Raw genomic sequence first — 26,868 nt, forward strand, 5'->3', positions numbered from 1 at the left:
GACGCCGGACATGAAAAAGCCCTGATCGAAAGATCAGGGCTTTTTTATTTGTGCATGCTACTTCTGTGGCGAGGGGGCTTGCCCCCGTTGGGTCGCGAAGCGGCCCTGCATTTTTCAGTGAGAATCTACGACTGCTGCGCAGCCGAACGGGGCAGTGCGGCGTTCCGACAAGCCCCCTCGCCACAACAGCCCCTCGCCACAACTGAGAGCCGCTACACATCCATCCCCAGCTCATGCTTGACCAATTCAAGCAATTTTCCGCTATCGATGGGCTTGAGCAGAAAGTCCACTACGTGCAGGTGCATCGCTTCGATCGCATCCTTCACGTCCGCATCGCCGGAGACGATGATGATCGGCAACGCCGCACGAGCCGATTCCCGCACCTGACGAATCAGTTCCAGACCATCGACATGTCTCATCCGCAGGTCAGTAATTACCAGCCCGATCGATGGCTTCGCCTCCAGCAATTTGAGCGCCGCTTCGCCACTGGCTGCCGTCATGCAGTGAATGCCGTCAAGCCCCAGGATTTCCGACAGCAATTCCCTGGAGTCCTTATCGTCATCGACGATCAGCACCCGCTGAGGCGGCAAGTCTGGTTCCAACATGACGGCACTGAGCGCTTCGCGCTCGGCATCACTCAAAATATCGTGGTCGGACATGGCTTTCTCAACGTTTTCGATTCGATCCCTGACACAGTGGTCAGACATCGCTAAGCAGACTTCAATGTGCACTTCGTCGGAAACTATTCCAATAGATAATGTAGGAGGTTTTTCCCGCAATTGTGTCAGACATTTCCCATATCCCGAACGCGGCACTGCCTACCTAGACTTACGTCCAATGGGCACCCTGCCCGCAGGGGCCGACCATGCCTGTAACGATCTGACACAACGATCCGACACAACAATCAGAAAAAGACTGCGGTAATGGTTATGAGTAAAGCGGACGCCTTCACCCAGGCAGGGAAAACCGCGGTGTTGCAGAACATCCAGGGCACTTTGCAATTCCTACAGCGCTTCCCGCCATTCAATCAGATGGAAAACGCCCACTTGGCCTATCTGGTCGAGCAATGTCAGCTGCGTTTTTATGCCCCCGGCGAAAGCATCATCAAACCGGCGGACGGCCCGGTTGAGCATTTCTACATCGTCAAACAAGGCCGAGTCGTGGGCGAACGTCCGCACACGGCCAAGGGCGGGACCGAAACCACCTTCGAAATCACCACCGGCGAGTGTTTCCCCCTCGCCGCGCTACTGGGGGAACGGGCGACTCGCACCGAACATCTGGCGGCCGAAGATACCTTTTGCCTACAGTTGAATAAGCTGGCGTTCATCAAACTGTTCGCACTTTCCAGCCCGTTTCGCGACTTTGCCCTACGCGGTGTCAGCAGCTTGCTGGATCAGGTCAACCAGCAAGTCCAGCAAAAAGCCGTGGAAACCCTCGGCACCCAGTACTCGCTCAATACCCGGCTGGGCGAACTGGCCATGCGTCACCCGGTGACCTGCAGCCCGATCACGCCTCTGCGTGAAGCCGTGACGCTGATGCACGATCAGCAAGTCGGCAGCATTGTGGTAGTCGATGAGCAAAAGGCGCCGCTGGGCATTTTCACCCTGCGCGACTTGCGACATGTGGTGGCCAACGGCACCAGCGATTTCAATGAAGCCATTGAAGGGCACATGACCCGGGCGCCGTTTTACCTGACGCCGGATCACAGCGCCTTCGATGCCGCGATTGCCATGACCGAGCGCCACATCGCCCACGTCTGCCTGGTCAAGGACCAGCGCTTGTGCGGCGTGGTCTCGGAACGTGACCTGTTTTCCCTGCAACGGGTCGACCTGGTGCACCTGGCACGGACCATTCGCAGTGCCCAGAAGCTGGAAAACCTGGTGGCGATGCGCGGCGAGATCGGCCAATTGGTGGAGCGGATGCTGGCCCACGGCGCGTCCTCGACCCAGATCACCCACATCATCACCCTGCTCAACGACCACACCGTGTGCCGGGTGATCGAACTGGTGCTCGCCGAGAAAGGTGACCCCGGCGTGCCGTTCAGTTGGCTGTGTTTCGGCAGCGAAGGCCGCCGCGAGCAGACGCTGCACACCGATCAGGACAACGGCATTCTGTTCGAAGCCCGCGACGCGGCCCACGCCGCCGAGATTCGCGGCAAGTTGCTGCCCATCGCCCAGCAGATCAATCAGAACCTGGCGCTGTGCGGCTTCACCCTGTGCAAGGGCAACATCATGGCCGGCAACCCCGAGCTGTGTTTGTCCCGGGCCGAATGGGCGCGACGTTTTGCGGCGTTTATCCGCGAGGCGACACCGGAAAACCTGCTGGGGTCGAGCATCTACTTCGATCTGCGCGTGGTCTGGGGCGACGAGCGAGGCTGCGAGCAGCTGCGTCAAGGCATTCTCGATCAAGTCGGCGACAACCGCTTGTTCCAGCGGATGATGGCCGAAAACGCCCTGCGCAACCGTCCGCCCGTGGGACGCTTCCGCGAATTCGTGCTGGCTCGCAAGAATGGCGAGAAAGCCACCCTCGACCTGAAACTCCAGGGCTTGACCCCTTTCGTCGATGGGGCTCGAGTGCTGGCCCTGGCCCATGGCATCGATACCAACAATACCTTGGAGCGCTTTCGCCAATTGGTGGACAAAGAGGTCATCGAACGGCTGGACGGTGCAGCCTATGAAGAGGCGTATCACTTCATCCAGCAAACCCGCATGCAGCAACATCAGCTACAGACCCGGGAGAATTTGCCCTACTCCAACCGTGTCGATCCTGACAGCCTCAATCATCTGGACCGACGCATCCTGCGTGAATCCCTGCGCCAGGCCCAACGCCTGCAAAGCAGCCTGACCCTGCGGTATCAGTTATGAGCCTGTTTTCATGGCTGCGGCCGGTAAACCCCATTTTGCCCGGCGAACTGCAACAACGTCTGGAGCGCTTGCCTGCCGTGGCCGAGCTGGGTGATTGCAGCCTGCGCGAGCAACGCTGGGTGGTACTCGACCTGGAAACCACCGGGCTGAACCTGAACAAGGATCGGCTGTTGTCCATCGGCGCGGTGGTGATCGAGGACGGGGCGATCGACTTCAGCCAGCAATTCGAGCGCACGCTGCAATGCACCGAACTCAAACTCGGCCCCAGCGTGTTGATTCACGGTCTGGGCCCCAGCGCCATTGCCGCCGGCAGCGACCCCGCGCAGGCTCTGCTCGAATTCATGGAGTTCGTCGGCGACAGTCCGGTGTTGGCGTTTCATGCGCCGTTCGATCAGCACATGCTGGGGCGCGCGCTGAAAGAACATCTGGGTTACAAGTTGCAGCATCCGTTTCTGGACGTGGCAGACATCGCGCCGCTGCTGTGCCCGCAGGCGCACTTTCGCGAGGCCGGGCTGGACGAGTGGATCGACTGGTTCAAGCTGGAGGTCTTCGAACGGCATAACGCCAGTGCCGATGCCTTGGCGACGGCGGAGCTGGTGCTGATTTTATTCAGCCGGGCGCGACAGCAGCAGATTCATAGCCCGTTGAATTTGCAGCAGCGGCTGAGTCAGTGGAAGCGGCGGCGGCAAGCGCCTTCGTTCTAGATCTTCGGTGACTGTTCGGGCCCCATCGCGGGCAAGCCACGCTCCCACAGGTTTTTCGTCGTCCGCCGATTTCGCAAACGGCACAAAACCTGTGGGAGCGTGGCTTGCCCGCGATGAACGATAACTCGGTCTGACTGGACATTCCCCCCGCAAAAACCACCCGACCAGCGCCAATTGCTTACCTCCCCCGCCTCTGCCACAATCGCGAACAATTCTCGTTACTTAACACTTCCCAATCGGTGATGTTGCGTGTCGTCAGTCCAAAGCCCCCAGAGTGAGCTCGTTGGTGCGTTGTATCGCGACCATCGCGGTTGGCTATTGGCCTGGCTGCGGCGCAACGTGGCCTGCCCACAACGGGCCGAAGACCTGAGTCAGGACACCTTCGTGCGCTTGTTGGGCCGTGATGAATTCAAGGAGCCTCGCGAACCCCGGGCGTTTCTGGTGGCGATCGCCAAGGGCCTGCTGTTCGACTATTTCCGCCGCGCCGCGCTGGAACAGGCCTACCTCACCGAATTGATGCTGATCCCCGAAGGCGAACAACCGTCGGTGGAAGAACAGCAACTGATCCTCGAAGACCTCAAAGCCATCGACCGCCTGTTGGGCAAGCTCTCGAGCAAGGCCCGGGCGGCGTTTCTCTACAACCGTCTCGATGGCCTCGGCCACGCCGAAATCGCTCAGCGTCTGGGCGTGTCGGTGCCGCGGGTTCGTCAGTACCTGGCCCAAGGCATTCGTCAGTGCTACATCGCGTTGTACGGTGAGCCGGTATGAGCCCGGCCAGCTCCAAACCTGTGTCGGCGCAAGTGCTGGATGCCGCGATTGCCTGGCAACTGTCGCTGGATTCCGGCAACGCAGTCGAGCGCGAAGAGTTCGCCAAATGGCACGCCGCACACGAAGAACATGCTCGGGCCTGGCGTCAGTTGGGCATGCTCGACCAGCGTTTCAGCGTCGCCAACGGTCCAGCCCGCACAGCCTTGCTTCAATCGCGCGAAAGCATCCGACGCCGGGTGCGCAAGCTCGGCAGCGGCCTGGCCAGCATCGTGGCGGTGATCGGCTTGGCCCTGTTCGCCGGTGATCGTTATCTGCCCATCGACTATTGGCTGGCCGACCAGCGCACCGCCACCGGCGAGCAGCGCACCCTGCGCTTGACCGACGGTACGCTGATCAACCTCAACACCCATAGCGCAGTGGATGTGCGCTTCGATGAGAAGCAGCGGTTGATCGTTCTTCAGGAAGGAGAAATCCTCGTCGAAACCGGCCATGGCGATGCCCGGCCGTTTATCGTCGAGACCCGCGAAGGCAGCATGCGCGCATTGGGGACACGATTCCTGGTCAAGCGTGAAGAAGAAGGCACGCGCCTGAGCGTATTGAAATCAGCGGTCGCCGCCCATCCCGAATCGAGCCTCGAGGAACAGATTCTGCGCGAAGGCCAGCAAGTGCTGATGCGCAGCAATGGCCTGGGCCCCATCATCGCCCTCAACCTCGGCGCCGATGCCTGGACCCGCGGCATGTTGGTGGTGGACAACGCGCGGCTGGAGGATCTGGTCGAGGAACTCGGTCGCTATCGTCGCGGACATCTTGGCGTCACACCGGAGATTGCCGACCTGCGCATCACCGGCAGCTTCCCCTTGAACGATACCGACAAGGCGCTGAGTGCACTTTTGCCGACCCTGCCGGTGCAGATCGAACAGCACACGCCATGGTGGGTAACGGTCGCGAAGGCTGACGCCAAGCCCTGAATTCAGCGCAGATCCTGTGGGAGCGGGCACTGTGGCGAGGGGGCTTGCCCCCGTTGGGTCGCGCAGCGGTCCCCCGCATTTTTCCTGATAATCCGCATTCAATGATTTTGCGACTGCTTCGCAGCCGAACGGGGGCAAGCCCCCTCGCCACAGTAAGTCTTCACTACCAATTGAAGGGCTGAATCGAAATTATTTTCATCTCGCTCTATCACTTTTGGATTCTCGTCCGGCACCTAGGCAATTGAGAAATATTTCCATTCAGGAGCCGCTGTATGCCCCGTTCGCTAGACACCGTGTTGCGCCCTCGTTTGCTGGCGGTCGCCATTGCCCTTTGCGCCCCTTTGGCCAGCGGTCCACTGATTGCCGCCGAACAGGCGTCCAGCGTTCGCGCCTACAACCTGCCGGCTGCGCCATTGGCCAGCACCCTGAACCAGATCGCCAGCCAGGCCGGTTTGGCACTGTCGTTGAATCCGTCGCTGGCAGCGGGCAAGACCTCGGCCCCGGTGAAGGGCCAGTTCGACGCCACCGGCGCCCTGCGGGAAGCCTTACGCGGCACCGGTCTGCAACTGGAACAGAGCAGCGCCGGCACCTATAGCCTGGTGGCCGTACCTGAAGGTGTGATGGCCTTGCCCGAAACCGCCGTCATTGGCCTGGAAAATGCGGAAACTGCCTGGAGCCCGGTCGAAGGTTACGTTGCCACGCGTACCGCCGCTGGCACAAAGACCGACACCGCGCTGGTCGAAGCGCCGCGTTCGATTTCCGTCGCCACCCGCCAGCAAATGGAAGATCGCGGTGTGCAAAACCTCGATGACGCCGTGCGCTACATGCCCGGCATCGTCGCCAGCAGCTATGGCAGCGACACCCGCGCCGACTGGTTGCTTGTGCGCGGTTTCGAACCGACGCAATTCCTCGATGGCCTGCCACTGCCAAAAGGCGTGTACGCCAACCCGAAACAGGAAACCTGGAACCTCGATCGCCTCGCCCTGCTGCGCGGCCCGGCCTCTTCGGTTTACGGCCAGACCCCGCCAGGCGGCCTGCTGGACATGGTCAGCCGCCGTCCCAGCGCCGAGTCGAGCAACGAAATCCAGGTGCAATATGGCAGCGACAATCATCGCCAGATTAACTTCGCCAGCACCGGCAAGATCGATGACGAAGGCCGGTTTCTTTATGGTCTGAGCGGTGTATTGCGCGACAGCGGCACACAGGTCGATCACATCGACAACAAGCGCTACAACATCGCGCCGAGCCTGACCTGGAACATCGCCCCTGACACCAAGTTCACGCTGCTGACGCAATTTACCCGCGACGACACAGGCATCACCAGCCAGTTCCTGCCAGTGCAAGGCACGAAGATCCATTCGCCGCTCGGCGATATCTCCCATCACAAAAACCTCGGTGACCCGGACTGGGAATACTACGACCGTACCTACTACGCGCTGGGCTACGCCTTTGAACATCGCTTGAACGATGTCTGGCAGTTCAAGCAGAACCTGCGGTACACCAAAACGGACCTGTCCTTTCAGGCTCTTACCCCCGGCGCCTACCCGTTCACCCAAGTCGATGCCGAGGGCAACGTTGGCCGCTCGAGCACCAGTGTCGACGAGGACATCAGCCAGTTCGCCGTGGACAACAACTTCCAGGGCGACTTCGCGACCGGCGACATCCGTCACACCCTGCTGATCGGCCTCGATCACCAGCGCACCAATACCAACTACACCTCGATCTTCGGTGACGGTCTGACCACTAACGTCAACAACCCGATCTATGGCCTGCCAATCGGTCGCCCGTCACGCTCGACGGCGTTCTATGACTATGACCAGAAGACCTACCAGACCGGCTTGTACGTCCAGGACCAAATGGCTCTCGACCAATGGCGTCTGACCCTCGGTGGTCGTGAGGACTGGATCCACACAGGCACCAAATTCTTCAACAAGGGTGATGCCACCAACACCGAACGGGACAAGAAATTCAGCGGTAACGCAGCGATCAGTTATGTGTTCGACTCGGGCTTCGTGCCCTACCTGTCCTACGCCGAGTCGTTCCAGCCGACCAGCAAAGCGACGGCATCGCCGACCGAGTCGTTCAAGCCGACTGAAGGCCAGCAATGGGAACTGGGCATCAAATACCAACCGCCGGGCAGCAACACCCTGCTGACGGCTGCGGTCTATAACCTGACCCAGAAAAACGTCTCCGTAACCACGACCAACTCGGACAACGTCTCGATTACCAGCCAGACCGGCGAAGTGAAGGTCAAAGGCCTGGAGCTGGAAGCCGTTTCCGACGTCACCGACAACCTGAAAGTCATCGCCGCCTACACCCTGGCCAAGTCCGAAGTGCAAAAGGGTGACTTCAAGGGCAATCGCCTGCAACTGATGCCTAACCAGCAAGCGTCGCTGTGGGCCGATTACACCTGGCACAACGGTGTGCTGGATGGTTTCGGCATCGGTGCCGGCGCACGTTACACCGGCAACACTTATGGCGACCAGGGCAACACCTGGCTGGGTAAGGCTGATGCCTACACGGTGTTCGACGCGGCGGTCCATTACGACTTGGGCCGTCTGGATAACAGTCTGAAAGGTGCATCACTGGCACTGAATGCCACCAACCTGTTCGACAAGGACTACATCTCCACTTGCGACAGCTTCTACTGCTACTACGGTGACCAACGCAGCGTCGTCGCCAGCGCTACGTACAAGTGGTAATCGTCTGAACTGACACGCGCCACGACCAGGCCGTCCTTCGAGGACGGCTTGGGTCTTTCTGAAGGCCATGAAATGAAAAGCAAAACCATCCGCCGCTGGTCATTCGTTCACACCTGGACCAGCCTGATCTGCACGGTCTTCCTGCTGATGCTGGCCCTCACCGGCCTGCCGTTGATCTTTCACCACGAGATCGACCATCTGCTGGGCGATGCCGCCGAGTTGAAATCCATGCCGGCCGATACCCCGCAGCTGAATTTGCAGCAGTTGGTGCAAGCGGCTGAAAAACATCGTCCTGGCGAGGTCATGCAGTATTTCGGCTACGACGAAGAAGACCCCAACGGCGTGATCACAATCATGGCGCCCACCGCCGGTACCGAGCCGAACGCGTCCCACACCTTCATGCTCGACGCTCGCACCGGCGAAGCATTGGAAATGCCATCGGCCAACGGCGGGCTGATGATGGTCATGCTGCGCCTGCACGTGGACATGTTCGCTGGCCTGCCGGGCAAGTTGCTGCTGGCGTTCATGGGGATTCTGTTTGTGCTGGCGATTGTTTCCGGAACGGTGCTGTACCTGCCGTTCATGCGACGTTTGAAGTTCGCGACCGTGCGCCACGACAAATCCACCCGCCTGCGCTGGCTCGACCTGCATAACCTGATCAGCGTGGTGACGCTGACCTGGGCGCTGGTGGTCGGCGTGACCGGCGTGATCAGTGCCTGCGCCGACTTGCTGATCGCCGCGTGGCGCAACGACAGCCTGAGCGCGATGATCGCGCCTTACCGCGATGCGCCGCCGCTGACTCAATTGGCGCCTGCGACCCGCCTGCTCGACATCGCCAAAGACGTCGCGCCGGGCATGCAGCCCGACTTCATCGCCTTCCCCGGTACGCGGTTTTCCAGCGAACACCATTACGCCGTGTTCATGAAAGGCAGCACCCAACTGACTTCGCACCTGCTGACGCCGGTGTTGATCGACGCCAGCACCCTGCAAGTCACGGCAGTGGCCGAACGGCCGTGGTACATGGACGCCATGGGCATGTCGCAGCCGCTGCACTTTGGTGATTACGGCGGCATGCCAATGAAAATCCTCTGGGCGAGCCTCGATGTGTTGACCATCATCGTGCTCGGCAGTGGGGTTTATCTGTGGGTAGTGCGGCGCAAGGTCGCGAAACCTGTGCTCGAAAACGCGGAGTGCCCGACATGAGGCCGAGACAGTCGAATTTCTGGAAGGTCTTCGCCACGCCCACTGTCATTGCCCTGCTCAGCGCCGCGGGGCTGTTTGCCGCGTTGCTGGGCGATGGCGTGTGGGATGCATTGAGTTGGCTCGGGCTGGGGATCCCCGCCGTCCTCGCCCTGCGCGGGCTCTTGCAACGCCACTGAATGGCACAAAACCAAAAATGTGGGAGCGGGCTTGCTCGCGAAAGCGGTGTATCAGTCAGCATTTATGTTGCCTGACACTCCGCTTTCGCGAGCAAGCCCGCTCCCACACTTCGTTCCGTGCTCATCCGTGAGCTCACGCTTGAGCTCAAGCATTAAAGCGCTATGCTGCCGACACTGCCCATGATCGAGATCGTTGCCATGTCCGCCCCCAGCATGACCTTGTTCCACAACCCTGCGTCGCCCTTCGTTCGCAAAGTCATGGTGCTGCTGCACGAAACCGGTCAAACGAACCGCGTGGCGCTGCAAGCCAGTCAGCTCACGCCGGTCAGCCCGGATCCGGCCCTCAACGAAGACAACCCGCTAGGCAAAATTCCAGCCCTGCGTCTGGCCGACGGCAATGTGTTGTACGACAGCCGGGTGATCCTCGACTATCTCGATCATCAGCATGTCGGCAATCCGCTGATCCCTCGCGACGGCTCGGCGCGCTGGCGGCGCCTGACCCTGGCCTCCCTGGCCGACGGGATCATGGATGCCGCAGTGATGATTCGCTATGAAGTGGCCCTGCGCGTCCCGGAAAAGCACTGGGACGAATGGCTCGACGGACAGCGCGACAAAATTCGTCGCGCCCTGGCGCTGCTGGAAGCCGACGCGATTGCCGAGCTGACCAGCCATTTCGATGTCGCGGCGATCAGTGTGGCCTGTGCCTTGGGTTATCTGGATCTGCGCCATCCGGATCTGGAATGGCGCAAAGAGAACCCGAAGCTGGCGGACTGGTATTTTGAAGTGAGCCAGCGGCCTTCGATGATTGCGACGATGCCCAAGGTTTAGATATTCGCTGGCTGTACCGGCCTCTTCGCGAGCAAGCCCGCTCCCACAGTTAATCGGCGATGGGCACCTTTTTGGTGTTCACAGGAGATCGAGTGTGGGAGCGGGCTTGCTCGCGAATGCACCACACCGGATCCAACGGAAACAACCCCGCAATCCGCGTCGCCAGCACCTCTCCCACCCGCTGATCCTCGCGCAACCCCAACGACCGGCTCATTCCACGGCTCCAATATCAAACGCCAGCGGCTTGGCGGTTTTCTGCCCGATCCCGATCCCGTACCAGTCCAGCTTGCGGGTCAGTACCATGAACACGCCCAGCAGCCCGAACAACAGCAGCGAGCCCATCAACAGCGCGTAATCCTCGGCACTCAGCAAGCCGTAAAGCAAGCCATACAACGCCGCCAGCCCTGCCGAAAAACTCAAGCCGTGACGCACGCTGCGCAGCACATGGCAGACATAGAAACCGATCAACAACACACAGCCACTCGCCGACAGCAGATATGCCAAGGCAAAGCCAATGTGCTCGGACAGCGACAACAGCAACAGGTAGAAGAACGCCAGCGCCACGCCGACCAGCGCGTATTGCACCGGGTGTACCGCCAGGCTTTTCAGCACTTCGAAAAGGAAGAAACCCGCGAAGGTCAGCACGATGAACAGCAGCGCGTATTTGATTGCCCGGTCACTTTTCAGGTACTGGTCCACCGGGTCGATGAAACTCACGCCGAAGCTGCGACCGCTGAACGCCTCGCACTCGCCGCCAGATACGCAACTGTTCAAGGCCTCTTGCAGGTTGGTGGAGAAAAACGAGGTTTGCCAATTGGCAGTGAAACCCTGATCGGTGATTTCACGCTGGGCCGGCAGGTAGTTGCCGATGAAGCTGGGGTGAGGCCAATTGGCGGCCAGTGAAACCTTGCTGGTCTTGCCCACCGGGAGAATCTGCAACTGGCCGGTGCCTTGCAGGCGCAAGTCGAAACCGAAGGCCAGTTCCGTAGCCTGTTGGGTGTCCAGCGCTGGCAGCGTCACGTGCACACCCTCGCCCAACCAGCCGACTTGGCTACCCGGTACAAAGTCCAGGCTCTGGCCATTGAGTTCGAGTTTCAGGGCATTCTCGATGCCGCGAATGTCGCTGATGCCAACGGCCAGGAACGGCTGGTCGAAGCGGTAATCGGCGAAGTCCTCCTTGATGCCCAGTTGTGCCGGGACCGAGAAGTGCCCGCTGATGCGGTTATCGGCGTGGAACAGCCGCGCCTCGTAGATACCCCGGGCGCGCAGTTCGGTCTGGACCTGGCCGTCCAGTTCAAAGCGCTCCGGCAGGAAATACAAACGCCCCCGCTCCTCGCCGACGTCCTGGTAACGCTGGTTGGTTTTTTCGTTGGTTTTCCAGGTACGTACCGTTTTGCGATAGGGCACCACCATCAGCGGGCCGCTCAGTTGCTGGCTGTAGCTGGAGCTGCGGGCGATGTCTTCGAGGACACCGTCGCGCAGTTGTTGCCGATCCTGGATCACACCGTTGATCATCAGCAACGGGATCAGCAGCAACAGAATCAAAAGGGCAATTGCCCCGAGTTTTAGGGTCAGGCTACGGTTCATGGGACTCTCCCTGTTTGGATGGGGAAAGTCTGGAGTCTGTGTATGGGAGTTTTATGGGGGGAATGTGGAGACTTTGTGGAGACTGGGCCGGCCTCTTCGCGAGCAAGCCCGCTCCCACAGTTAATCGGCGATGGGCTCCTTTTTTGTGTTCACAGGAGATCCAGTGTGGGAGCGGGCTTGCTCGCGAATGCCACGACTCGATCCTAAGGCAGGCGCAACGTGACCTCTACACCGCCGTCGACATTACCGATGCTCATCGCACCGCCATGCAACTTGACCACCTCTTCAACGAAGTTAAGCCCCAACCCCGTACTTTTACGCCCACTGTCCGGACGCGGCAGTGAGTAGAAGCGCTCGCTCAAACGCGGCAATGCATAGCCGGGAATCGCCTCGGCCTGGTTGAACAGTCTGAACTCAATCTGCTCACCGAGTCGTTCAGCGCTGAATCGCAGCACGCCTCGAGCCGGTGTGAAGTCCAAGGCATTCTCCAGCAGATTGCCCAGCGCCTGACGCAACAGAAACGGTTCGCCGAGCAGGTTCAGATCCGCTGCAATGTGCAGTTCCACACGCAATTGCTTGCCTTCGATTCGCGCAGCCTGCGCGCTCAACAGCTCATCGACCAAATCCGCCAACGGCACGGCCACCCGCTCTTCCAGCCCTTGGCGCTGTTCCACCTGCGCCAGGTTCAACAGTCGTTCGATCAACTGCTGCATGCGTGCACTTTCGCTGTCGATGTTGCTGACGAATCGCTGCTGCTGAGCCAGCGGCATCTCACCTTGCAGTAACTCCGCCGCGCCACGAATCGCCGCCAGCGGGCTTTTCAATTCATGGGTCAGGGTGTGCACATAACGCTCGACGTAGGCTTTGCCTTCGAGCTGGGTGCGCATCTGCTCCACCGCCGTGGCCAGTTGCTCCAGCTCGCCGCCACGATAATGCGGCACCTCGACCCGACGACCTTCGCTGACTGCCTGGGCATACGCCGTCAACCGCCGCAGTGCAGCGCTCAGCCACCAGGACAACAGCGCTCCGAACAGCAAACCGAGGCCAATCAGCCCGGCGCCATAAATCAGCAATCGCCGCTCGGTGCGATCAACGTAAGGTTGCAGCGAGCTGTTGGGCTTGGCCACCGTCACCACACCGATGATCTGGCCGTTGTCGCGAATCGGTGCCCCGACGTGCATCACCGACGAGTTCGAATCATCCGGGCTGCTGCGCGTCGAACGAGCGCCGTACTCGCCGCGCAAGGTCAGGTAGACATCGTTCCAGCGCGAATAGTCCTGGCCCACCGCGACGCCGCTTGAATCCAGCACCACGATGCCCTTGGCATCGGTGACGTAAATCCGGTGGTTGACCTGATTCTTCGGCAGGCCCCAGATATTCGCCTTCGGTTGCCGCTCCCCGTACGCCTTGAGCAACTCGGGCCAGCGGTTCTGGCTGAGGGTGCCGGCCTTGAAGTCGTCCCGCAGGATCTCGGCCATCAGGTTGGCGGTGTCCACCAGGGTTTCTTCGGTGGACTGGCGCACGCCGGGGCGGATTTCTTCCATCACGGTGTTGAGCACGAAATAGCCGGTCAGGCCGATGAACAGCACGTAGACCAGAAAAATCCGGATCCCCAATGGCATCAGCTGTGCCCCGGGCTATAGCTGTAACCGAGGCCGCGGTGGGTCTGGATCGGCTCGGCATCGGCTTTCACCTGGCGCAATTTGGCGCGCACACTCTTGATATGGCTGTCGATGCTGCGCTCGTAACCGGCATCGGCGGCCACGCCCAGCGCATCGAGCAATTGCTCGCGGCTGAAGACTCGCTCAGGTTGCTCCAGCAGGCATTGCAGCAAACGAAACTCGTGGCGAGTGAGGCTCAAGGGCTGATTGCGATAGCTGATCTGCACCCGTTCGCTGTCGATGCGAAACAGCGCTGACGCCGCCTCCGCCACTGGTCGTGGCGCCATGCGCTTGAGAATCGCCCGGACCCGCGCCGCCACTTCCCGAGGGCTGAACGGTTTGACCACGTAATCGTCAGCACCGATCTCCAGACCGACCACGCGGTCGATCTCTGCATCACGGGCGCTGAGGAAAATCACCGGCACTTCGCTGAAACGCCGCAATTGCTTGCAGGTCTCGAAGCCGCTGATGTCCGGCAGGCCGATGTCGAGAATGATCAGGTCGGCCGGCGTGGCGCGCTGATGCTCAAGCGCCGCCGCGCCAAGGCTCAACCAGGTGGTGGTAAAGCCCTCGCCCTGCAAGGCGAAAATCAGGGTGTCGGCAATCGCCGCTTCGTCTTCGACAATCAGGATATGAGGCATGGCGTCCGAGCCCGCTAGTTAAGTGGGCGAACGGTGCCCCAAGGCTGATTCGCCGTCAATCAGCAGTCGGGTTTGTCTGCCGTGAAACGCCGTGCCGGGTTCACTGCCGCACCGAATTCACGCAGTGCTTTGGCGCCGATCAGCAACGGGTAATTGAAGCTGCTGCGGTCGGTGAGGTTGACCTCGACGGTGCGCTTGACGTTGCCCAGGCACAGTTCCAGATCAACCACTGGCCGTTTGGTGGGTTCGATCGCTTCCTTGTCATCGTCGTCTTCTTCGGAGCGGGTCTTGATCTTGCTGATCCGCGCGACCTTGTGTTCGTAGATCTTGTTGCTGGCGCCTTTGGTGGCGAGGCGGAAACGCACCCACTCGTCGCCGTCGCGGGTGAAGGTTTCGATGTCTTTGGCCGACAGCGACGCGGTCAGGGCGCCGGTGTCCATTTTGGCCTTGAGGACTTCGCCGCCGATTTCCGGCAACGCGATGTATTCGTAACGCCCGTACAGAGTCGGCTCAGCGGCCAGGACTGGAAGGGCCACGAGGGAAAGCAGTGCAAGGAGAGATTTCACGTAGGGGGCTTCCTTGAAGAGTGGGCAGCGGAATTTTAGACCGTTATCGAATAGATCGTTCCCACGCTCTGCGTGGGAGTGCAGCCCGGGACGCTCCGCGTCCCAAAGCGGACGCAGAGCGTCCATTGAGGCATTCCCACGCAGAGCGTGGGAACGATCGCTATGTCAGTCCAGCATACCGCCACAAACGTGAAACATTCGTCACCACCCATTTGGCCTGTCGCCTGAAGCTGCTTATCATGGCGCGCCCAAACGCTTTCAAGAGTTACTTATGCGCCGCCTGCTCACCGGCTGTTTCGTTACCCTGCTGCTGTTGCTTAACACCCTGGTGCTGTTCGGGCCTTTGATGGTGTTCGCCCTGCTGAAATTACTCCTGCCCGGGCGCTTTCGCGATTACGCCTCCTGGACGGTGATGTGGACTGCCGAAACCTGGGCCGAAATCGACAAACTGATCTTCCGACTGTGCATTCCCACCCAATGGGACATTCGCGGCGGCGATGATCTGCGCCGCGACACCTCGTACCTGGTGATCGGCAACCATCAGTCCTGGGTCGATATCCCGGCACTGATCCAGACGCTTAACCGGTGCACGCCGTTCTTCAAATTCTTCCTCAAGAAAGAGCTGATCTGGGTGCCGTTCCTGGGCCTGGCCTGGTGGGCGTTGGACTATCCCTTTATGAAGCGCTACACCAAGGCGTTTCTGGCGAAAAACCCGGAGCTGGCCGGCAAGGACCTGGAAATCACCAAAAAAGCCTGCGAGCTGTACAAGCGTCAGCCAGTGACGGTGGTCAATTATCTGGAAGGCACCCGGTACACCTCAGCGAAAAGCGCCCAGCAGCAATCACCGTTCACCCACCTGCTCAAGCCCAAGGCTGGTGGCGTGGCTTTTGTGCTGGCGGCGATGGGTGAACAGCTGGATGCCGTTCTCGATGTAACAGTGGTGTACCCACAGCAGAAGATTCCGGGATTTTGGGATTTGATCAGCGGCAACGTGCCGAGGGTGATCATCGACATCCAGACCCGCGAACTGGACCCGGCGCTGTGGCAAGGCGATTACGAAAACGATCCGACGTTTCGCGAAAAGGTCCAGAACTGGGTCAACCAGCTCTGGATCGAGAAGGACCGGCGCATCAAAGAGCTACGCGCTGAAGGCTGACTCAGCTACCGGTGCCCGCGCCCCAGATCCCGCCGAGGTTTTGCAGCAGCGAACCGGCGACGCCTTGCTGACCGAGGTATTGCAGGATCACCGGCGCAAACTGGCCGATCATGCCGCTGTCCATGCCCAACGCGCTGAAGGCGTTGTTCAGGTCGTTGGTGTCCTTGACGTTACCCAGCAAGCCATCGAGCAACGCATTCTTGTCCGACCCCGCACCGAGCAGCCCGCCCAAACCGTTCAGGCCACCGATGGCGCTGTTGCCTGCGATCTGATCGAGGCCCGGCACGTTTTTACTCAGCTCGGAGAAGTCCTGGCCGCTGAGTTGGTTCCTGGCCAGCCCCAGCATCGCACCGGCACCGCCGACAGCCTGCTCCGGGGTGACATTGAGCTGCGAGCCCAGGGTATTGAGCAAACCGGCCGCCTTGGGTGCCGCCGCCACAGCGCCATCACCCTGATTGCCTTGGTCACCTTGGTTGCCCTGCATCGCTGAAACCACATTGGCCGCATCGCTGAGGCTGAACTGTGCAAAGGCCGGGCTGGCGGCCAGCGTCGTCAACGAAGCGACAGCCATGAGCGATGCCAGTGCAAAACCGCGTGAAACTTTCATCCAGACATCCTCTTGCGCCATGAAAACCACCCGGTAACGGGCGGTAAAACTGCCGATTTGACCCGGTATATGCCGGCATGTTCCTCGTTTGCGCGGCATTTTTACCCAAGTGGCAGTGATGAAACGTGAAACCCCGGACCTGTGCGATGAATGGCATTGCCGCTCCCGCCTCAGGGTTAGTGTGACGCATAAAAAAACGGCGACCCGAAGGTCGCCGTTTTGCTTTGCGTGAAGCCTTACGCCGCGCTGAACAACTTGTGCGGATCGATCACAAACTTCTTCGGCACGCCCGCATCGAACTCGCCATAACCACGTGGCGCGTCATCCAGACTGATGACTTCAACACCCACGATGTCGGCAATCTTGATGCGATCCCACATGATCGCCTGCATCAGTTGGCGGTTGTACTTCATCACTGGCGTCTGGCCGGTGTGGAAGCTGTGGGATTTGGCCCAGCCCAGACCGAAGCGGATGCTCAGGCTGCCCATTTTCGCGGCCGCATCCACAGCACCCGGGTCTTCGGTCACGTACAGGCCAGGGATGCCGATTTTGCCGGCCACGCGAACCACGCCCATCAGGGAGTTGAGCACGGTCGCCGGAGCTTCGTGTTTCACGCCGTCATGGCCGTGACCGCGAGCTTCGAAGCCCACCGCATCGATAGCGCAATCCACTTCAGGCTCGCCCAACAGCGCGGCGATCTGTTCGTGCAGTGGGGTGTCTGTCGACAGGTCGGCAATTTCGAAACCCTGAGCCTTGGCGTGAGCCAGACGGATCGGGTTGACGTCACCGATGATCACCACTGCAGCGCCCAGCAGGCGAGCGGAAGCGGCAGCCGCCAGACCAACCGGACCGGCGCCCGCGATGTACACCGTGCTGCCAGGGCCAACACCGGCGGTCACTGCGCCGTGGTAACCGGTCGGCAGGATGTCGGAGAGGCAGGTCAGGTCGCGGATTTTTTCCATCGCGCGATCACGATCAGGCAGTTTCAGCAGGTTGAAGTCGGCGTACGGCACCATCGCGTACTCAGCCTGGCCACCGGTCCAGTCGCCCATGTCGACATAACCATAGGCACCGCCCGGACGCGCCGGGTTAACGCTGAGGCAGACACCAGTGTGCATCTCTTTACAGGAGCGGCAGCGCCCGCAAGCTACGTTGAACGGTACGGACACCAGGTCGCCGATTTGCAGGTTCTCGACGTCGCTGCCCTTCTCGATCACTTCACCGGTGATCTCGTGGCCGAGCACCAGACCGGTCTGAGCAGTGGTACGGCCGCGCACCATGTGCTGGTCGGAACCACAGATGTTGGTGGAAACCACACGCAGGATGACGGCGTGGTTAATCTTCCTGCCGCGCGGGTCCTGCATTTTCGGATAGTCGATTTTTTGTATTTCGACTTTGCCATTGCCGAGATACACCACACCACGATTGCCAGACATGCTTTCACCTCGCTGTTGTTTTTATGTAGCGGTCGCGTCGCCATGGATCGGCGGCGCGTTGATTGCTCGGGTTATTGCCTGTGTGTCTTGTGTTGTTTGAGAGGGCCTCTTCGCGAGCAAGCCCGCTCCCACATTGGATTTAGGGTGTGTCTGAGATCTGTGCCTGACACAAATCCCTGTGGGAGCGGGCTTGCTCGCGAATGGGTCGCGAAGCGGCCCCAAAAATCTAAAGAACGACCGTTCTGTTCGCGTTCAAAAACACGCGTCGTTCAATGTGATAACCAACAGCCCGTGCCAACGTCAGCCCTTCGATATCCCGCCCTTTGGCGATCAAATCTTCGGGGTAATGGCTATGATCCACAGCCTCCACGCCCTGGGCGATGATCGGGCCTTCGTCCAGGTCGTTGTTGATGTAGTGCGCCGTGGCGCCAACCAGTTTCACGCCCTTGTTGTAGGCCTGGTGATACGGCTTGGCCCCCTTGAAGCCCGGCAGCAGGGAGTGATGAATGTTGATCGCCTTGCCATCGAGTTTGCGGCACAGCTCCGGCGACAGGACTTGCATGTAACGGGCAAGAATCACCAGTTCAGCGCCGGACTCTTCGACCACCTGCCAGACCTGACGCTCCTGCGACGGTTTGTCGTTCGGGTCCAGCGGGAAATGGTAGTACGGAATCTGATGCCAGTCGGCCAACGGCTTGAGGTCCGGGTGGTTGGAGACCACGGCGACCACGTCCATCGACAACTGGCCGATGCGCTGGCGGTAGAGCAAGTCGTTGAGGCAGTGATCGGCCTTGGAGACCATGATCACCACTTTTGGCCGGTGGTGCGGCGGGGTCAGCTCGAAGACCATCCCGAAGGCGTCACCACGCTCTGCCAAACCTGCGCGGAAAGCCTGTTCGTCAAAGCCGTCGGGCTGACGGAATTCCACGCGAATGAAGAAACGACCCGAGAGCCGGTCATCGAAGGAATGGTGCTCGGTGACGTAGCAGCCCTGCTCGAACAGAAAGCGGGTCACCGCATCCACGGTGCCGAGGACGCTAGGGCAATCGGCGGTCAGAATCCATGTGTCTGGGGCGCGGCTCATAGTGCGGTGACTCCTGCTGCAACATCTGTGATCAGAGAGAACTCTGTGAGTAAGGGCTTGCCTGTGGCGAGGGGGCAAGCCCCCTCGCCACAAAAGCTCCCTCACCACAATTACGCCTGAACGCTAAGCCCGTATTCAGCGGCCGCATCCTGCAACCACAACCACCAGTAATCCGAGAAGCTGCGGCGAATCAGCAGTTCCCAAGTGTCTTCGGCGGTATGGCGAATCATCAATTGCGACTTGGCAAACACCGTGCCCACAGCCTTGCCCACCGGGAAGTTGTTGGGGTGCACGTCGTAGCTGGTGGATTTCATCAGCACCTGACGCACGTTCGGGCCGCTGAGTTCAAGGATCTGTTGGCCACCGCTGACGTTGACGATCTGGATGTGCAGGTCACCCAGTGCTTCACGCAGTTTTTTCTCGGCAGCGAATTCTTCGCCGGTCGGCACGATCAGCAGCCATTCATCCGGCCCCATCCATTGCAGGCTGGTTTCACCTTTGATCACCACGGTCAGCGCGGCTGGCAGTTCCAGGCCGAGGGCCTTGTGCACGCCAGCGGCGAACGCAGGATCGTGGGCATCGCCACGGATGGTCAGGTGACCGAGGAGTTTTTTCTCACGCACGATCACGCCGGCGTTCTTGCGACCCTTGCCCACCAGGCTGGCAAGGTCGGCATGATGCAGCGACGACTCGGCCTTGGCCCCGGTGGTTGGGCGTTGTTGGTAAACATTGGCTGCGGTCATAAAGCACCTGTCTTGAATTCTGTTGGTTCCGGCCCTTGTGGTGGCTGTGCCGCCGCCATCGCGAGCAGGCTCGCTCCCACAAGGGTTACGCGATCTCCTGTGGGAGCGAGCCTGCTCGCGAATCAGACGACTCGGTGCAACTGCCCGCCCACAGGACCCGAGGCCATTAAACGTTCTGGCGATCACCCTTCGGATCGAAGAACACCGAAGAAACGATTTCCGCCTCGATCACGCTGCCGTCGGCCAGCGGTGCGAACACCCGCTCACCCATGCGCTTCAGGCCGCCCTTGACCACACCCATGGCAAACGAATAGCCGAGGGAGTTGTGCAGATAGCTGGAAGTCACGTGACCGACCATGGTCATCGGGATGGTTTGCTTGGTGTTGAACACCAGTTGCGCACCTTCCGGCAGCCATTTGGTCGGATCGATCGGCTTCAGACCGACCAGCTGTTTGCGCTGATCACGCACGCAGTCTTCGCGGTTCATGCCACGCCAGCCGATCCACGAGAACGGTTTGGTGCGACCGACACACCAGCCCATGTTCAAGTCGTCCGGGGTCATCGAGCTGTCAGTGTCCTGGCCAACGATGATGAAGCCCTTCTCGGCCCGCAGTACGTGCATGGTTTCAGTGCCGTACGGGGTCAGGTTGTACTTCTTGCCGGCCTCGACGATTTTCTCGAGTACGCCCATGGCGTAGTCGGCCTGCACGTTGACTTCGTACGACAGCTCACCGGTAAACGAAATCCGGAACACCCGCGCCGGTACACCACCGACCAGACCTTCTTTCCAGGTCATGAACGGGAAGGCTTCGTTGCTCAGGTCGATGTCGGTGACTTCGCTGAGCAGCTTGCGGCTGTTCGGCCCCGACAGGGTCATGGTTGCCCAGTGATCCGTCACGGAAGTGAAGTACACCTTCAGGTCTGGCCATTCAGTCTGATGGTAGATTTCCAGCCATTGCAGCACGCGTGCAGCGCCGCCGGTTGTGGTGGTCATCACGAAATGGTTGTCGGCCAGGCATGCAGTCACGCCGTCGTCGAACACCATGCCGTCTTCTTTGCACATCAGGCCGTAGCGGGCCTTGCCCACGTCGAGTTTGGTCCAGGCGTTGGTGTAGATGCGGTTCAGGAACTCACGCGAATCCGGGCCCTGGATGTCGATCTTGCCCAGGGTCGAAGCGTCCAGCAGGCCGACGCTGTCGCGCACGGCTTTGCATTCGCGCTTCACGGCTGCATGCAGGTCTTCACCGTTTTTCGGGAAGTACCAAGGACGTTTCCACTGACCGACGTCTTCAAACTCGGCGCCGTTCTTCACGTGCCAATGATGCAGCGCGGTGAAACGAACCGGCTCGAAGATGTGCCCACAGTGACGACCGGCTATGGCGCCGAAGGTTACCGGCGTGTAGTTCGGGCGGAACATGGTGGTGCCCATCTGCGGGATGGTCACGTTCAGCGAACGGGCGGCAATGGCCAGACCGTTGACGTTGCCGAGCTTGCCCTGATCGGTGCCGAAGCCTAGCGCGGTGTAGCGTTTAACGTGCTCGACCGACTCGAAGCCTTCGCGGGTCGCCAGTTCGATGGCGGCAGCGGTGACGTCGTTTTGCAGGTCGACGAATTGCTTCGGCGCCCGTGCGGTGGCTTTTTCGTGCGGCACCTGGAACAGCGCCAACGTCGGTTCTTCCAGACGGCTCAAGGCTTTCGGCAAGGTGGCTTCGACCCCGCTGAAACCGGCTTCGCTGGCGGCGCGAGCGCCCCCTTCAAAACCATCGGCCAGCGAATCGCCGAGGCCGTAGACGCCGTTGATGCCACCGACGCACACGCGTTTTTGCGGTGCTTCGCCCGGTACGAAACCGAGGATGTCTTCACGCCAGATCGGCTTGCCACCCAAGTGCGACGCCAGGTGAACCACCGGGCTGTACCCGCCGGAACTGGCGACCAGGTCGCAATCGAGCCACTCGCCTGGGCTGGTCACGGTGTGTGCCTTTACATCAATCGCTGCAACGCGAGCGGCGGTGACGTGTTTGCTGCCACGGGCCTCGATCACGGCGCTGCCGGTCAGGATGCGAATGCCTTTGGCGCGCGCTTCTTCCACCAGCGCACCGCGAGGGTTGCTGCGGGCATCGGCGATCGCCACCACTTGCAGACTGGCGTCGAGCCAATCCAGCGCTACGCGGTAAGCGTGATCGTTGTTGGTCGACAGCACGAGCTTTTTGCCCGGTGCCACGCCGTAACGGCGCACGTAAGTCGACACAGCGCCGGCGAGCATGTTGCCCGGCACGTCGTTGTTGCCGTAAACCAGTGGACGCTCGTGAGTACCGGTCGCCAGCACTACACGTTTGGCGCGAACCCGGTGGATGCGCTGACGCACCTGGCCAATCGGGGCGCGGTCGCCGAGGTGATCGGTGAGGCGCTCGTGAATGGTCAGGAAGTTATGGTCGTGGTAACCGTTGACCGTGGCGCGCGGCAACAGCAGCACGTCCGGGGTGTTTTTCAGCTCGGCGATGACGCTGGCGACCCACTCGGTGGCAGGCTTGCCGTCGAGGCTTTCGCGGGAATCGAGCAGGCTGCCGCCGAACTCTTCCTGCTCATCGGCCAGGATCACACGCGCACCGCTACGGGCAGCCGCCAGTGCAGCCGCCAGACCCGCAGGGCCAGCGCCGACGATCAGCACGTCGCAGTGCTGGTTCATGTAGTCGTAGGTGTCCGGATCGTTCTCGGTCGGCGAGCGGCCAAGGCCGGCAGCCTTACGAATGTACTTCTCGTAGGTCATCCAGAACGATTGCGGGTACATGAAGGTTTTGTAGTAGAAGCCCGGCGGCATCAGCTTGCCGCCGACCTTGCCGAGAATCCCCATCATGTCGTTGTTCACGCTCGGCCAGCCGTTGGTGCTGGTGGCGACCAAGCCTTGATACAGCGCTTGTTGCGTGGCGCGCACGTTCGGGATTTGCGTGGCTTCGGTCGCACCGATCTGCAGCACAGCGTTCGGCTCTTCGGCACCGGCGGCGAAGATGCCGCGTGGGCGCGAATACTTGAAGCTGCGGCCGATGATGTCGACACCGTTGGCCAGCAAGGCGGCGGCCAGGGAATCACCTTCAAAGCCTTTGTAAACCTGGCCGTTGAAGGTGAAGCTCAGCACTTTGTTACGGTCGATGCGTCCGCCATTGGACAGGCGATTGATCTGGCTCATACCTTCTCTCCCAGAGCCGTGGCGGCCGCTTTCGGGCTGTCGGTCTTGTCGGTGAACTGCGGCTTGGTGCCGATCTTGTAGGTTTCGAGAATCTCGTAGGTCACGGTGTCACGGGTGACGTTGAAATACTGACGGCAACCGGCGACGTGATCCCACAGTTCGTGGTGCAGACCGCGAGGGTTATCGCGGAAGAACATGTAGTCGCCCCACTCCTCGTCGGTGCAGCTGTTCGGATCCAGTGGGCGCGGGATGTGCGCCTGGCCGGATGCGTGGAATTCCTCTTCGGAGCGCAGTTCGCCGCAGTGAGGACAGAAGATATGCAACATGGGGATTTCTCCTGTTAGTGGGCAACCGCAGCAGCGCCGTGTTCGTCGATCAACGCACCGTTGTGGAAACGGTCGATGGAGAAAGGTGCGGCCAATGGGTGCATTTCACCCTTGGCCAGGCTTGCGGCAAACACGTTGCCCGAGCCAGGTGTTGCCTTGAAGCCACCGGTGCCCCAACCGCAGTTGAAGAACATGTTCGGTACCGGCGTTTTCGAAATGATCGGGCAGGCATCCGGCGTGGTGTCGACGATGCCGCCCCACTGACGGTTCATGCGTACGCGCGAGAGCACCGGGAACATCTCGACGATGGCCTGAATGGTGTGCTCGATCACCGGGTACGAACCACGCTGGCCGTAGCCGTTGTAGCCGTCGATACCGGCGCCGATCACCAAGTCGCCCTTGTCGGACTGGCTGATGTAACCGTGCACGGCGTTGGACATGATCACGCTGTCGATAATCGGCTTGATCGGCTCGGACACCAGCGCTTGCAGCGGGTGCGATTCGATCGGCAGACGGAAGCCGGCGAGTTTGGCCATGTGCCCGGAGTTACCGGCGGTGACCACACCGACGCGCTTGGCGCCGATGAAACCCTTGTTGGTTTCAACACCGATGCACACGCCGTTTTCCTTGCGGAAGCCGATCACTTCGGTCTGTTGAATCAGGTCCACGCCCAAGGCGTCGGCGGCACGGGCAAAGCCCCACGCCACGGCATCGTGACGGGCCACGCCGCCGCGACGCTGGACGGTTGCGCCCATCACCGGGTAGCGAGTGTTCTTGGAGCAGTCGAGGTACGGAATCTCGTCGGCTACCTGTTTGGCATCGAGCAGTTCGCCGTCTACACCGTTGAGACGGTTGGCGCTGACCCGACGCTCGGAATCACGAATGTCCTGCAGGGTGTGGCACAGGTTGTAGACGCCACGCTGGGAGAACATCACGTTGTAGTTCAGGTCCTGGGACAGGCCTTCCCACAGTTTCATGGCGTGTTCATACAGGTGCGCAGACTCGTCCCACAGGTAGTTGGAGCGGACGATGGTGGTGTTGCGCGCGGTGTTACCGCCGCCCAGCCAGCCTTTCTCGACCACAGCCACGTTAGTGATGCCGTGTTCCTTGGCCAGGTAGTAGGCGGTCGCCAGACCATGCCCGCCACCGCCAACGATGACCACGTCATAAACCTTTTTAGGGGTCGGCGTGCGCCACATCTTCTGCCAGTTTTCGTGATGGCTGAGGGAGTGTTTGAAGAGGCCGAAGCCCGAATAGCGTTGCATAGTCATTTACTCCAAAACCGCGCTCAGCGATAAACCGGGAAGTCCGCGCACAGGGCTGCCACTTGCTGCGCGACATTGGCCTCGACATCGGCGTCGCCGAGGTTGTCGAGGATGTCGCAGATCCAGCCAGCCAGTTCAACGCACTGGGCAACCTTGAAGCCGCGAGTGGTTACCGCCGGGGTGCCAATGCGCAGGCCGGAGGTCACGAACGGCGACTGTGGATCGTTCGGGACAGCGTTCTTGTTCACGGTGATGTGGGCGCGACCGAGGGCTGCATCCGCCTCTTTGCCGGTGAGGCCCTGACGGATCAGGCTGACCAGGAACAGGTGGTTATCGGTGCCGCCGGACACTACATCGTAGCCGCGTTTGATAAATACGCCGGCCATGGCCTGGGCGTTGTCGATCACTTGTTGCTGGTAAGCCTTGAAGCCAGGCTCCAGCGCTTCCTTGAAGCACACCGCCTTACCGGCGATCACGTGCATCAGCGGGCCGCCTTGGGCACCCGGGAACACTGCCGCGTTGAGCTTCTTCTCGATTTCTTCGTTGGACTTGCACAGGATCAGGCCGCCACGAGGACCGCGCAGGGTCTTGTGGGTGGTGGTGGTGACCACATCAGCGTACGGCAGCGGGTTCGGGTACAGGCCGGCAGCGACCAGACCTGCGACGTGAGCCATGTCGACAAACAGCAGCGCACCGACCTTGTCGGCGATCTGACGGAAACGTGGGAAGTCGAGGGTCTTGGAGTAGGCCGAGAAGCCGGCAACGATCATCTTCGGCTTGCATTCGACAGCCAGACGCTCGACTTCGTCGTAGTCGATCAGCCCGGTTTTAGTGTCAATGCCGTACTGCACGGCGTTGTACAGCTTGCCCGAGGACGACACCTTGGCACCGTGGGTCAGGTGACCACCGTGGGCCAGGCTCATGCCGAGAATGGTGTCGCCGGCTTGCAGCAGGGCCAGGTAAACGGCGCTGTTGGCCGAGGAACCGGAGTGCGGCTGGACGTTGGCGTAATCGGCACCGAACAGCTGCTTGGCGCGTTCGATGGCCAGGGCTTCAACCTTGTCGACGTGCTCGCAGCCACCGTAGTAGCGCTTGCCCGGATAGCCTTCGGCGTATTTGTTGGTCAGGCCGCTGCCCTGCGCTTGCATGACGCGCTTGCTGGTGTAGTTCTCTGACGCGATCAGCTCGATGTGATCTTCCTGACGTTGCTCCTCGGCATTCATCGCCGCCAGCAGTGCATCGTCGTAACCCTGGATCTGGTCTTGCTTGCTGAACATCGCGTCTCTCCCAGCGGCATCTATGCGCCATTCGTCTCGGTAAGGCACTGGCGTTACGGCAGTGCCCTTTGGATGCGATGGTATGACCGGCGCAGACAGGCCAAATGCCTACGGACGCCACGCAAAGGTGCGTTTACGACATGGGCCGAAAAGCCTGACCGGACACAATCTTCAAATCAGAAAGGATCCCCTGTGGGAGCGGGCTTGCCCGCGATAGTGGTGGGTCAGCTGACATCTATGCTGGATGTGATGCCGCCATCGCGGGCAAGCCCGCTCTCACAAGGTTATGCAGCTCCTGCATTGGGGGTCAGGCGATGAGTTGGCGCAAGGCCAGAAGCACGAGGAAATGCGCGGGATAGAGCGCGTAAGCCCAACGCCGCATCGGCGGTGGCCGGATGCCTTGGGCGTGTCGCAATAGCAGTAGCCCCAGCAATGGCGCAATCAGACAAGCGGCGATGCCGAATATGGCTGCATTGCTGTGAAGCCGGGCGGCGTAATACAGCACTTGCCACTGATTGGCCGCCAGGCAGACCAGCCCCGGCAGCAGGCTGAAATACCAGGGACGCCTGAACACCAGCAACATCGCCAGCGGCAACAGCACACCGAAGAAACCGAACATCAGTCGCTCCGGGAACAGTGCTGCCAGCAAAAGTGCACCGGCCGCCAATAGCCGCGATTGAAGCATCGGGTTCTGCCAGCCAAGCGCGACCAACAGCCCCAGAATCAACGTGGGCAACACGTTTAAGGTATTGGGATCAGGAATGTACATCCGGTAGGGGATTTCGCTTATAGCGCTAAACAGCAACAACCAACCGAGGTAACGCCACTGGCCATCCGTCGTTACTGCACGGACTCGCGACAGGTTCGCCGCCATCGCCAGACAGAACCACGGGAACGCCAACCTGCCCGGCACGTACAGCAGATCGACGGAATAACCGACATATCGCAGGTGATCGAGCACCATGCTCAGCAGCGCCAGCCACTTGAGCAGATCCAGCGCCCCATCCCGTTGAGTCATGTGCATAATTGCCCGTCAACCGTGTATTTTTCTGACAGCAACATCCCGTGTGCTCCCCGGACGATCTTCGGTAAAGTGCGCACCATCATTGACCACGAAGCTCT

General features: G+C 60.5%; 24 protein-coding genes. 9 read left to right on the forward strand and 15 right to left on the reverse strand.

All coding sequences use genetic code 11. From position 1 onward, the window contains the following. Positions 1–212: 212 nt before the first annotated feature. A complete protein-coding gene (locus tag AB7M29_RS00465; RefSeq protein WP_052967397.1) occupies positions 213–659 on the reverse strand; it encodes a response regulator in 447 nt (148 codons plus the stop codon). Between the two features lie 264 nt (positions 660–923). Between AB7M29_RS00465 and AB7M29_RS00470 the strand changes: the two genes are divergently transcribed. The 8 genes from AB7M29_RS00470 to AB7M29_RS00505 all read left to right on the forward strand — a co-directional run bounded on the left by AB7M29_RS00470 (position 924) and on the right by AB7M29_RS00505 (position 10,213). After that, entirely contained in the window at positions 924–2,864 is a 1,941-nt protein-coding gene (locus AB7M29_RS00470) for a putative nucleotidyltransferase substrate binding domain-containing protein (protein WP_050682164.1), read from the forward strand. Beyond that, positions 2,861–3,568: a 3'-5' exonuclease gene (locus AB7M29_RS00475; protein ID WP_217857382.1), complete on the forward strand. Its 708-nt coding sequence runs from the start codon at positions 2,861–2,863 to the stop codon at positions 3,566–3,568. Before AB7M29_RS00470 ends, AB7M29_RS00475 begins: the two co-directional genes overlap by 4 nt. Before the next feature lie 249 nt (positions 3,569–3,817). Next, positions 3,818–4,336 carry an RNA polymerase sigma factor gene (locus tag AB7M29_RS00480; protein ID WP_038981164.1) on the forward strand — a complete coding sequence of 173 codons (519 nt, stop codon included), beginning with the start codon at positions 3,818–3,820 and terminating at the stop codon, positions 4,334–4,336. Then, positions 4,333–5,304, forward strand: a complete 972-nt coding sequence (locus tag AB7M29_RS00485) for a FecR domain-containing protein (protein WP_217857383.1) — start codon at positions 4,333–4,335, stop codon at positions 5,302–5,304. Before AB7M29_RS00480 ends, AB7M29_RS00485 begins: the two co-directional genes overlap by 4 nt. A gap of 272 nt (positions 5,305–5,576) precedes the next feature. After that, entirely contained in the window at positions 5,577–8,006 is a 2,430-nt protein-coding gene (locus AB7M29_RS00490) for a TonB-dependent siderophore receptor (RefSeq protein WP_454246125.1), read from the forward strand. A gap of 72 nt (positions 8,007–8,078) precedes the next feature. Further along, a complete protein-coding gene (locus AB7M29_RS00495; protein ID WP_454246126.1) occupies positions 8,079–9,209 on the forward strand; it encodes a PepSY-associated TM helix domain-containing protein in 1,131 nt (376 codons plus the stop codon). After that, positions 9,206–9,385 (forward strand): hypothetical protein, encoded by a 180-nt coding sequence (locus tag AB7M29_RS00500; protein ID WP_123719606.1) that lies wholly within the window; start codon positions 9,206–9,208, stop codon positions 9,383–9,385. Before AB7M29_RS00495 ends, AB7M29_RS00500 begins: the two co-directional genes overlap by 4 nt. A 198-nt stretch (positions 9,386–9,583) precedes the next feature. Then, positions 9,584–10,213, forward strand: coding sequence for a glutathione S-transferase (locus tag AB7M29_RS00505; protein WP_217857386.1), 630 nt, complete (start codon positions 9,584–9,586; stop codon positions 10,211–10,213). Positions 10,214–10,262: 49 nt separating this feature from the next. On the opposite strand, the gene AB7M29_RS00510 is transcribed toward AB7M29_RS00505, so the two are convergent. From AB7M29_RS00510 to rloA2, 5 genes are all read right to left on the reverse strand, one after another. Next, positions 10,263–10,427, reverse strand: coding sequence for a hypothetical protein (locus AB7M29_RS00510; RefSeq protein ID WP_454246127.1), 165 nt, complete (start codon positions 10,425–10,427; stop codon positions 10,263–10,265). Beyond that, entirely contained in the window at positions 10,424–11,800 is a 1,377-nt protein-coding gene (gene creD / locus AB7M29_RS00515; protein WP_454246128.1) for a cell envelope integrity protein CreD, read from the reverse strand. The genes AB7M29_RS00510 and creD overlap by 4 nt, the downstream gene beginning before the upstream one ends. Positions 11,801–12,003: 203 nt before the next feature. Then, the gene (gene creC / locus AB7M29_RS00520; RefSeq protein WP_454246129.1) at positions 12,004–13,422 is read right to left on the reverse strand and encodes a two-component system sensor histidine kinase CreC; all 1,419 of its coding nucleotides are present in this window, start codon (positions 13,420–13,422) and stop codon (positions 12,004–12,006) included. After that, a complete protein-coding gene (creB, locus tag AB7M29_RS00525; RefSeq protein ID WP_217857390.1) occupies positions 13,422–14,102 on the reverse strand; it encodes a two-component system response regulator CreB in 681 nt (226 codons plus the stop codon). Before creB ends, creC begins: the two co-directional genes overlap by 1 nt. 59 nt (positions 14,103–14,161) lie before the next feature. Beyond that, positions 14,162–14,668, reverse strand: a complete 507-nt coding sequence (gene rloA2 / locus AB7M29_RS00530) for a retropepsin-like aspartic peptidase RloA2 (protein WP_454246130.1) — start codon at positions 14,666–14,668, stop codon at positions 14,162–14,164. Between the two features lie 271 nt (positions 14,669–14,939). On the opposite strand from rloA2, the gene AB7M29_RS00535 reads away from it, so the two are divergent. Continuing rightward, positions 14,940–15,824, forward strand: coding sequence for an acyltransferase (locus AB7M29_RS00535; RefSeq protein WP_217857391.1), 885 nt, complete (start codon positions 14,940–14,942; stop codon positions 15,822–15,824). Position 15,825: 1 nt separating this feature from the next. Here the strand turns inward: AB7M29_RS00535 and AB7M29_RS00540 are convergent, their stop codons facing one another. The 9 genes from AB7M29_RS00540 to AB7M29_RS00580 all read right to left on the reverse strand — a co-directional run bounded on the left by AB7M29_RS00540 (position 15,826) and on the right by AB7M29_RS00580 (position 26,770). After that, the gene (locus tag AB7M29_RS00540) at positions 15,826–16,431 is read right to left on the reverse strand and encodes a DUF2780 domain-containing protein (RefSeq protein ID WP_217857392.1); all 606 of its coding nucleotides are present in this window, start codon (positions 16,429–16,431) and stop codon (positions 15,826–15,828) included. A gap of 236 nt (positions 16,432–16,667) precedes the next feature. Continuing rightward, entirely contained in the window at positions 16,668–17,867 is a 1,200-nt protein-coding gene (gene fdhA / locus AB7M29_RS00545) for a formaldehyde dehydrogenase, glutathione-independent (protein WP_052967383.1), read from the reverse strand. Between the two features lie 226 nt (positions 17,868–18,093). Next, the gene (purU, locus tag AB7M29_RS00550) at positions 18,094–18,951 is read right to left on the reverse strand and encodes a formyltetrahydrofolate deformylase (RefSeq protein ID WP_007907570.1); all 858 of its coding nucleotides are present in this window, start codon (positions 18,949–18,951) and stop codon (positions 18,094–18,096) included. 110 nt (positions 18,952–19,061) lie between these two features. Then, a complete protein-coding gene (locus tag AB7M29_RS00555) occupies positions 19,062–19,694 on the reverse strand; it encodes a sarcosine oxidase subunit gamma (protein WP_454246131.1) in 633 nt (210 codons plus the stop codon). Between the two features lie 166 nt (positions 19,695–19,860). Beyond that, on the reverse strand, positions 19,861–22,878 hold the full coding sequence (locus AB7M29_RS00560; protein ID WP_454246132.1) for a sarcosine oxidase subunit alpha: 3,018 nt from the start codon (positions 22,876–22,878) through the stop codon (positions 19,861–19,863). Continuing rightward, a complete protein-coding gene (locus AB7M29_RS00565) occupies positions 22,875–23,204 on the reverse strand; it encodes a sarcosine oxidase subunit delta (protein ID WP_007907563.1) in 330 nt (109 codons plus the stop codon). Before AB7M29_RS00565 ends, AB7M29_RS00560 begins: the two co-directional genes overlap by 4 nt. 14 nt (positions 23,205–23,218) lie before the next feature. After that, the gene (locus AB7M29_RS00570; protein ID WP_007947735.1) at positions 23,219–24,469 is read right to left on the reverse strand and encodes a sarcosine oxidase subunit beta; all 1,251 of its coding nucleotides are present in this window, start codon (positions 24,467–24,469) and stop codon (positions 23,219–23,221) included. Positions 24,470–24,492: 23 nt separating this feature from the next. After that, entirely contained in the window at positions 24,493–25,746 is a 1,254-nt protein-coding gene (gene glyA / locus AB7M29_RS00575) for a serine hydroxymethyltransferase (RefSeq protein WP_052967379.1), read from the reverse strand. 307 nt (positions 25,747–26,053) lie between these two features. Further along, the gene (locus tag AB7M29_RS00580) at positions 26,054–26,770 is read right to left on the reverse strand and encodes a TraX family protein (RefSeq protein WP_454246133.1); all 717 of its coding nucleotides are present in this window, start codon (positions 26,768–26,770) and stop codon (positions 26,054–26,056) included. Positions 26,771–26,868 lie beyond the last annotated feature (98 nt).

The sequence above is a fragment of the Pseudomonas sp. F-14 TE3623 genome (assembly GCF_053629015.1).

Excerpts from the sequence above, each read along its gene's own strand:
- AB7M29_RS00465 (WP_052967397.1), bottom strand. The coding sequence starts at position 659 with ATGTCCGACCACGATATTTTGAGTGATGCCGAGCGCGAAGCGCTCAGT.
- AB7M29_RS00470 (WP_050682164.1), top strand. The coding sequence starts at position 924 with ATGGTTATGAGTAAAGCGGACGCCTTCACCCAGGCAGGGAAAACCGCG.
- AB7M29_RS00475 (WP_217857382.1), top strand. The coding sequence starts at position 2,861 with ATGAGCCTGTTTTCATGGCTGCGGCCGGTAAACCCCATTTTGCCCGGC.
- AB7M29_RS00485 (WP_217857383.1), top strand. The coding sequence starts at position 4,333 with ATGAGCCCGGCCAGCTCCAAACCTGTGTCGGCGCAAGTGCTGGATGCC.
- AB7M29_RS00490 (WP_454246125.1), top strand. The coding sequence starts at position 5,577 with ATGCCCCGTTCGCTAGACACCGTGTTGCGCCCTCGTTTGCTGGCGGTC.
- AB7M29_RS00495 (WP_454246126.1), top strand. The coding sequence starts at position 8,079 with ATGAAAAGCAAAACCATCCGCCGCTGGTCATTCGTTCACACCTGGACC.
- AB7M29_RS00500 (WP_123719606.1), top strand. The coding sequence starts at position 9,206 with ATGAGGCCGAGACAGTCGAATTTCTGGAAGGTCTTCGCCACGCCCACT.
- AB7M29_RS00505 (WP_217857386.1), top strand. The coding sequence starts at position 9,584 with ATGTCCGCCCCCAGCATGACCTTGTTCCACAACCCTGCGTCGCCCTTC.
- AB7M29_RS00510 (WP_454246127.1), bottom strand. The coding sequence starts at position 10,427 with ATGAGCCGGTCGTTGGGGTTGCGCGAGGATCAGCGGGTGGGAGAGGTG.
- creD (WP_454246128.1), bottom strand. The coding sequence starts at position 11,800 with ATGAACCGTAGCCTGACCCTAAAACTCGGGGCAATTGCCCTTTTGATT.
- creC (WP_454246129.1), bottom strand. The coding sequence starts at position 13,422 with ATGCCATTGGGGATCCGGATTTTTCTGGTCTACGTGCTGTTCATCGGC.
- creB (WP_217857390.1), bottom strand. The coding sequence starts at position 14,102 with ATGCCTCATATCCTGATTGTCGAAGACGAAGCGGCGATTGCCGACACC.
- AB7M29_RS00535 (WP_217857391.1), top strand. The coding sequence starts at position 14,940 with ATGCGCCGCCTGCTCACCGGCTGTTTCGTTACCCTGCTGCTGTTGCTT.
- AB7M29_RS00540 (WP_217857392.1), bottom strand. The coding sequence starts at position 16,431 with ATGAAAGTTTCACGCGGTTTTGCACTGGCATCGCTCATGGCTGTCGCT.
- fdhA (WP_052967383.1), bottom strand. The coding sequence starts at position 17,867 with ATGTCTGGCAATCGTGGTGTGGTGTATCTCGGCAATGGCAAAGTCGAA.
- purU (WP_007907570.1), bottom strand. The coding sequence starts at position 18,951 with ATGAGCCGCGCCCCAGACACATGGATTCTGACCGCCGATTGCCCTAGC.
- AB7M29_RS00555 (WP_454246131.1), bottom strand. The coding sequence starts at position 19,694 with ATGACCGCAGCCAATGTTTACCAACAACGCCCAACCACCGGGGCCAAG.
- AB7M29_RS00560 (WP_454246132.1), bottom strand. The coding sequence starts at position 22,878 with ATGAGCCAGATCAATCGCCTGTCCAATGGCGGACGCATCGACCGTAAC.
- AB7M29_RS00565 (WP_007907563.1), bottom strand. The coding sequence starts at position 23,204 with ATGTTGCATATCTTCTGTCCTCACTGCGGCGAACTGCGCTCCGAAGAG.
- AB7M29_RS00570 (WP_007947735.1), bottom strand. The coding sequence starts at position 24,469 with ATGCAACGCTATTCGGGCTTCGGCCTCTTCAAACACTCCCTCAGCCAT.
- glyA (WP_052967379.1), bottom strand. The coding sequence starts at position 25,746 with ATGTTCAGCAAGCAAGACCAGATCCAGGGTTACGACGATGCACTGCTG.
- AB7M29_RS00580 (WP_454246133.1), bottom strand. The coding sequence starts at position 26,770 with ATGCACATGACTCAACGGGATGGGGCGCTGGATCTGCTCAAGTGGCTG.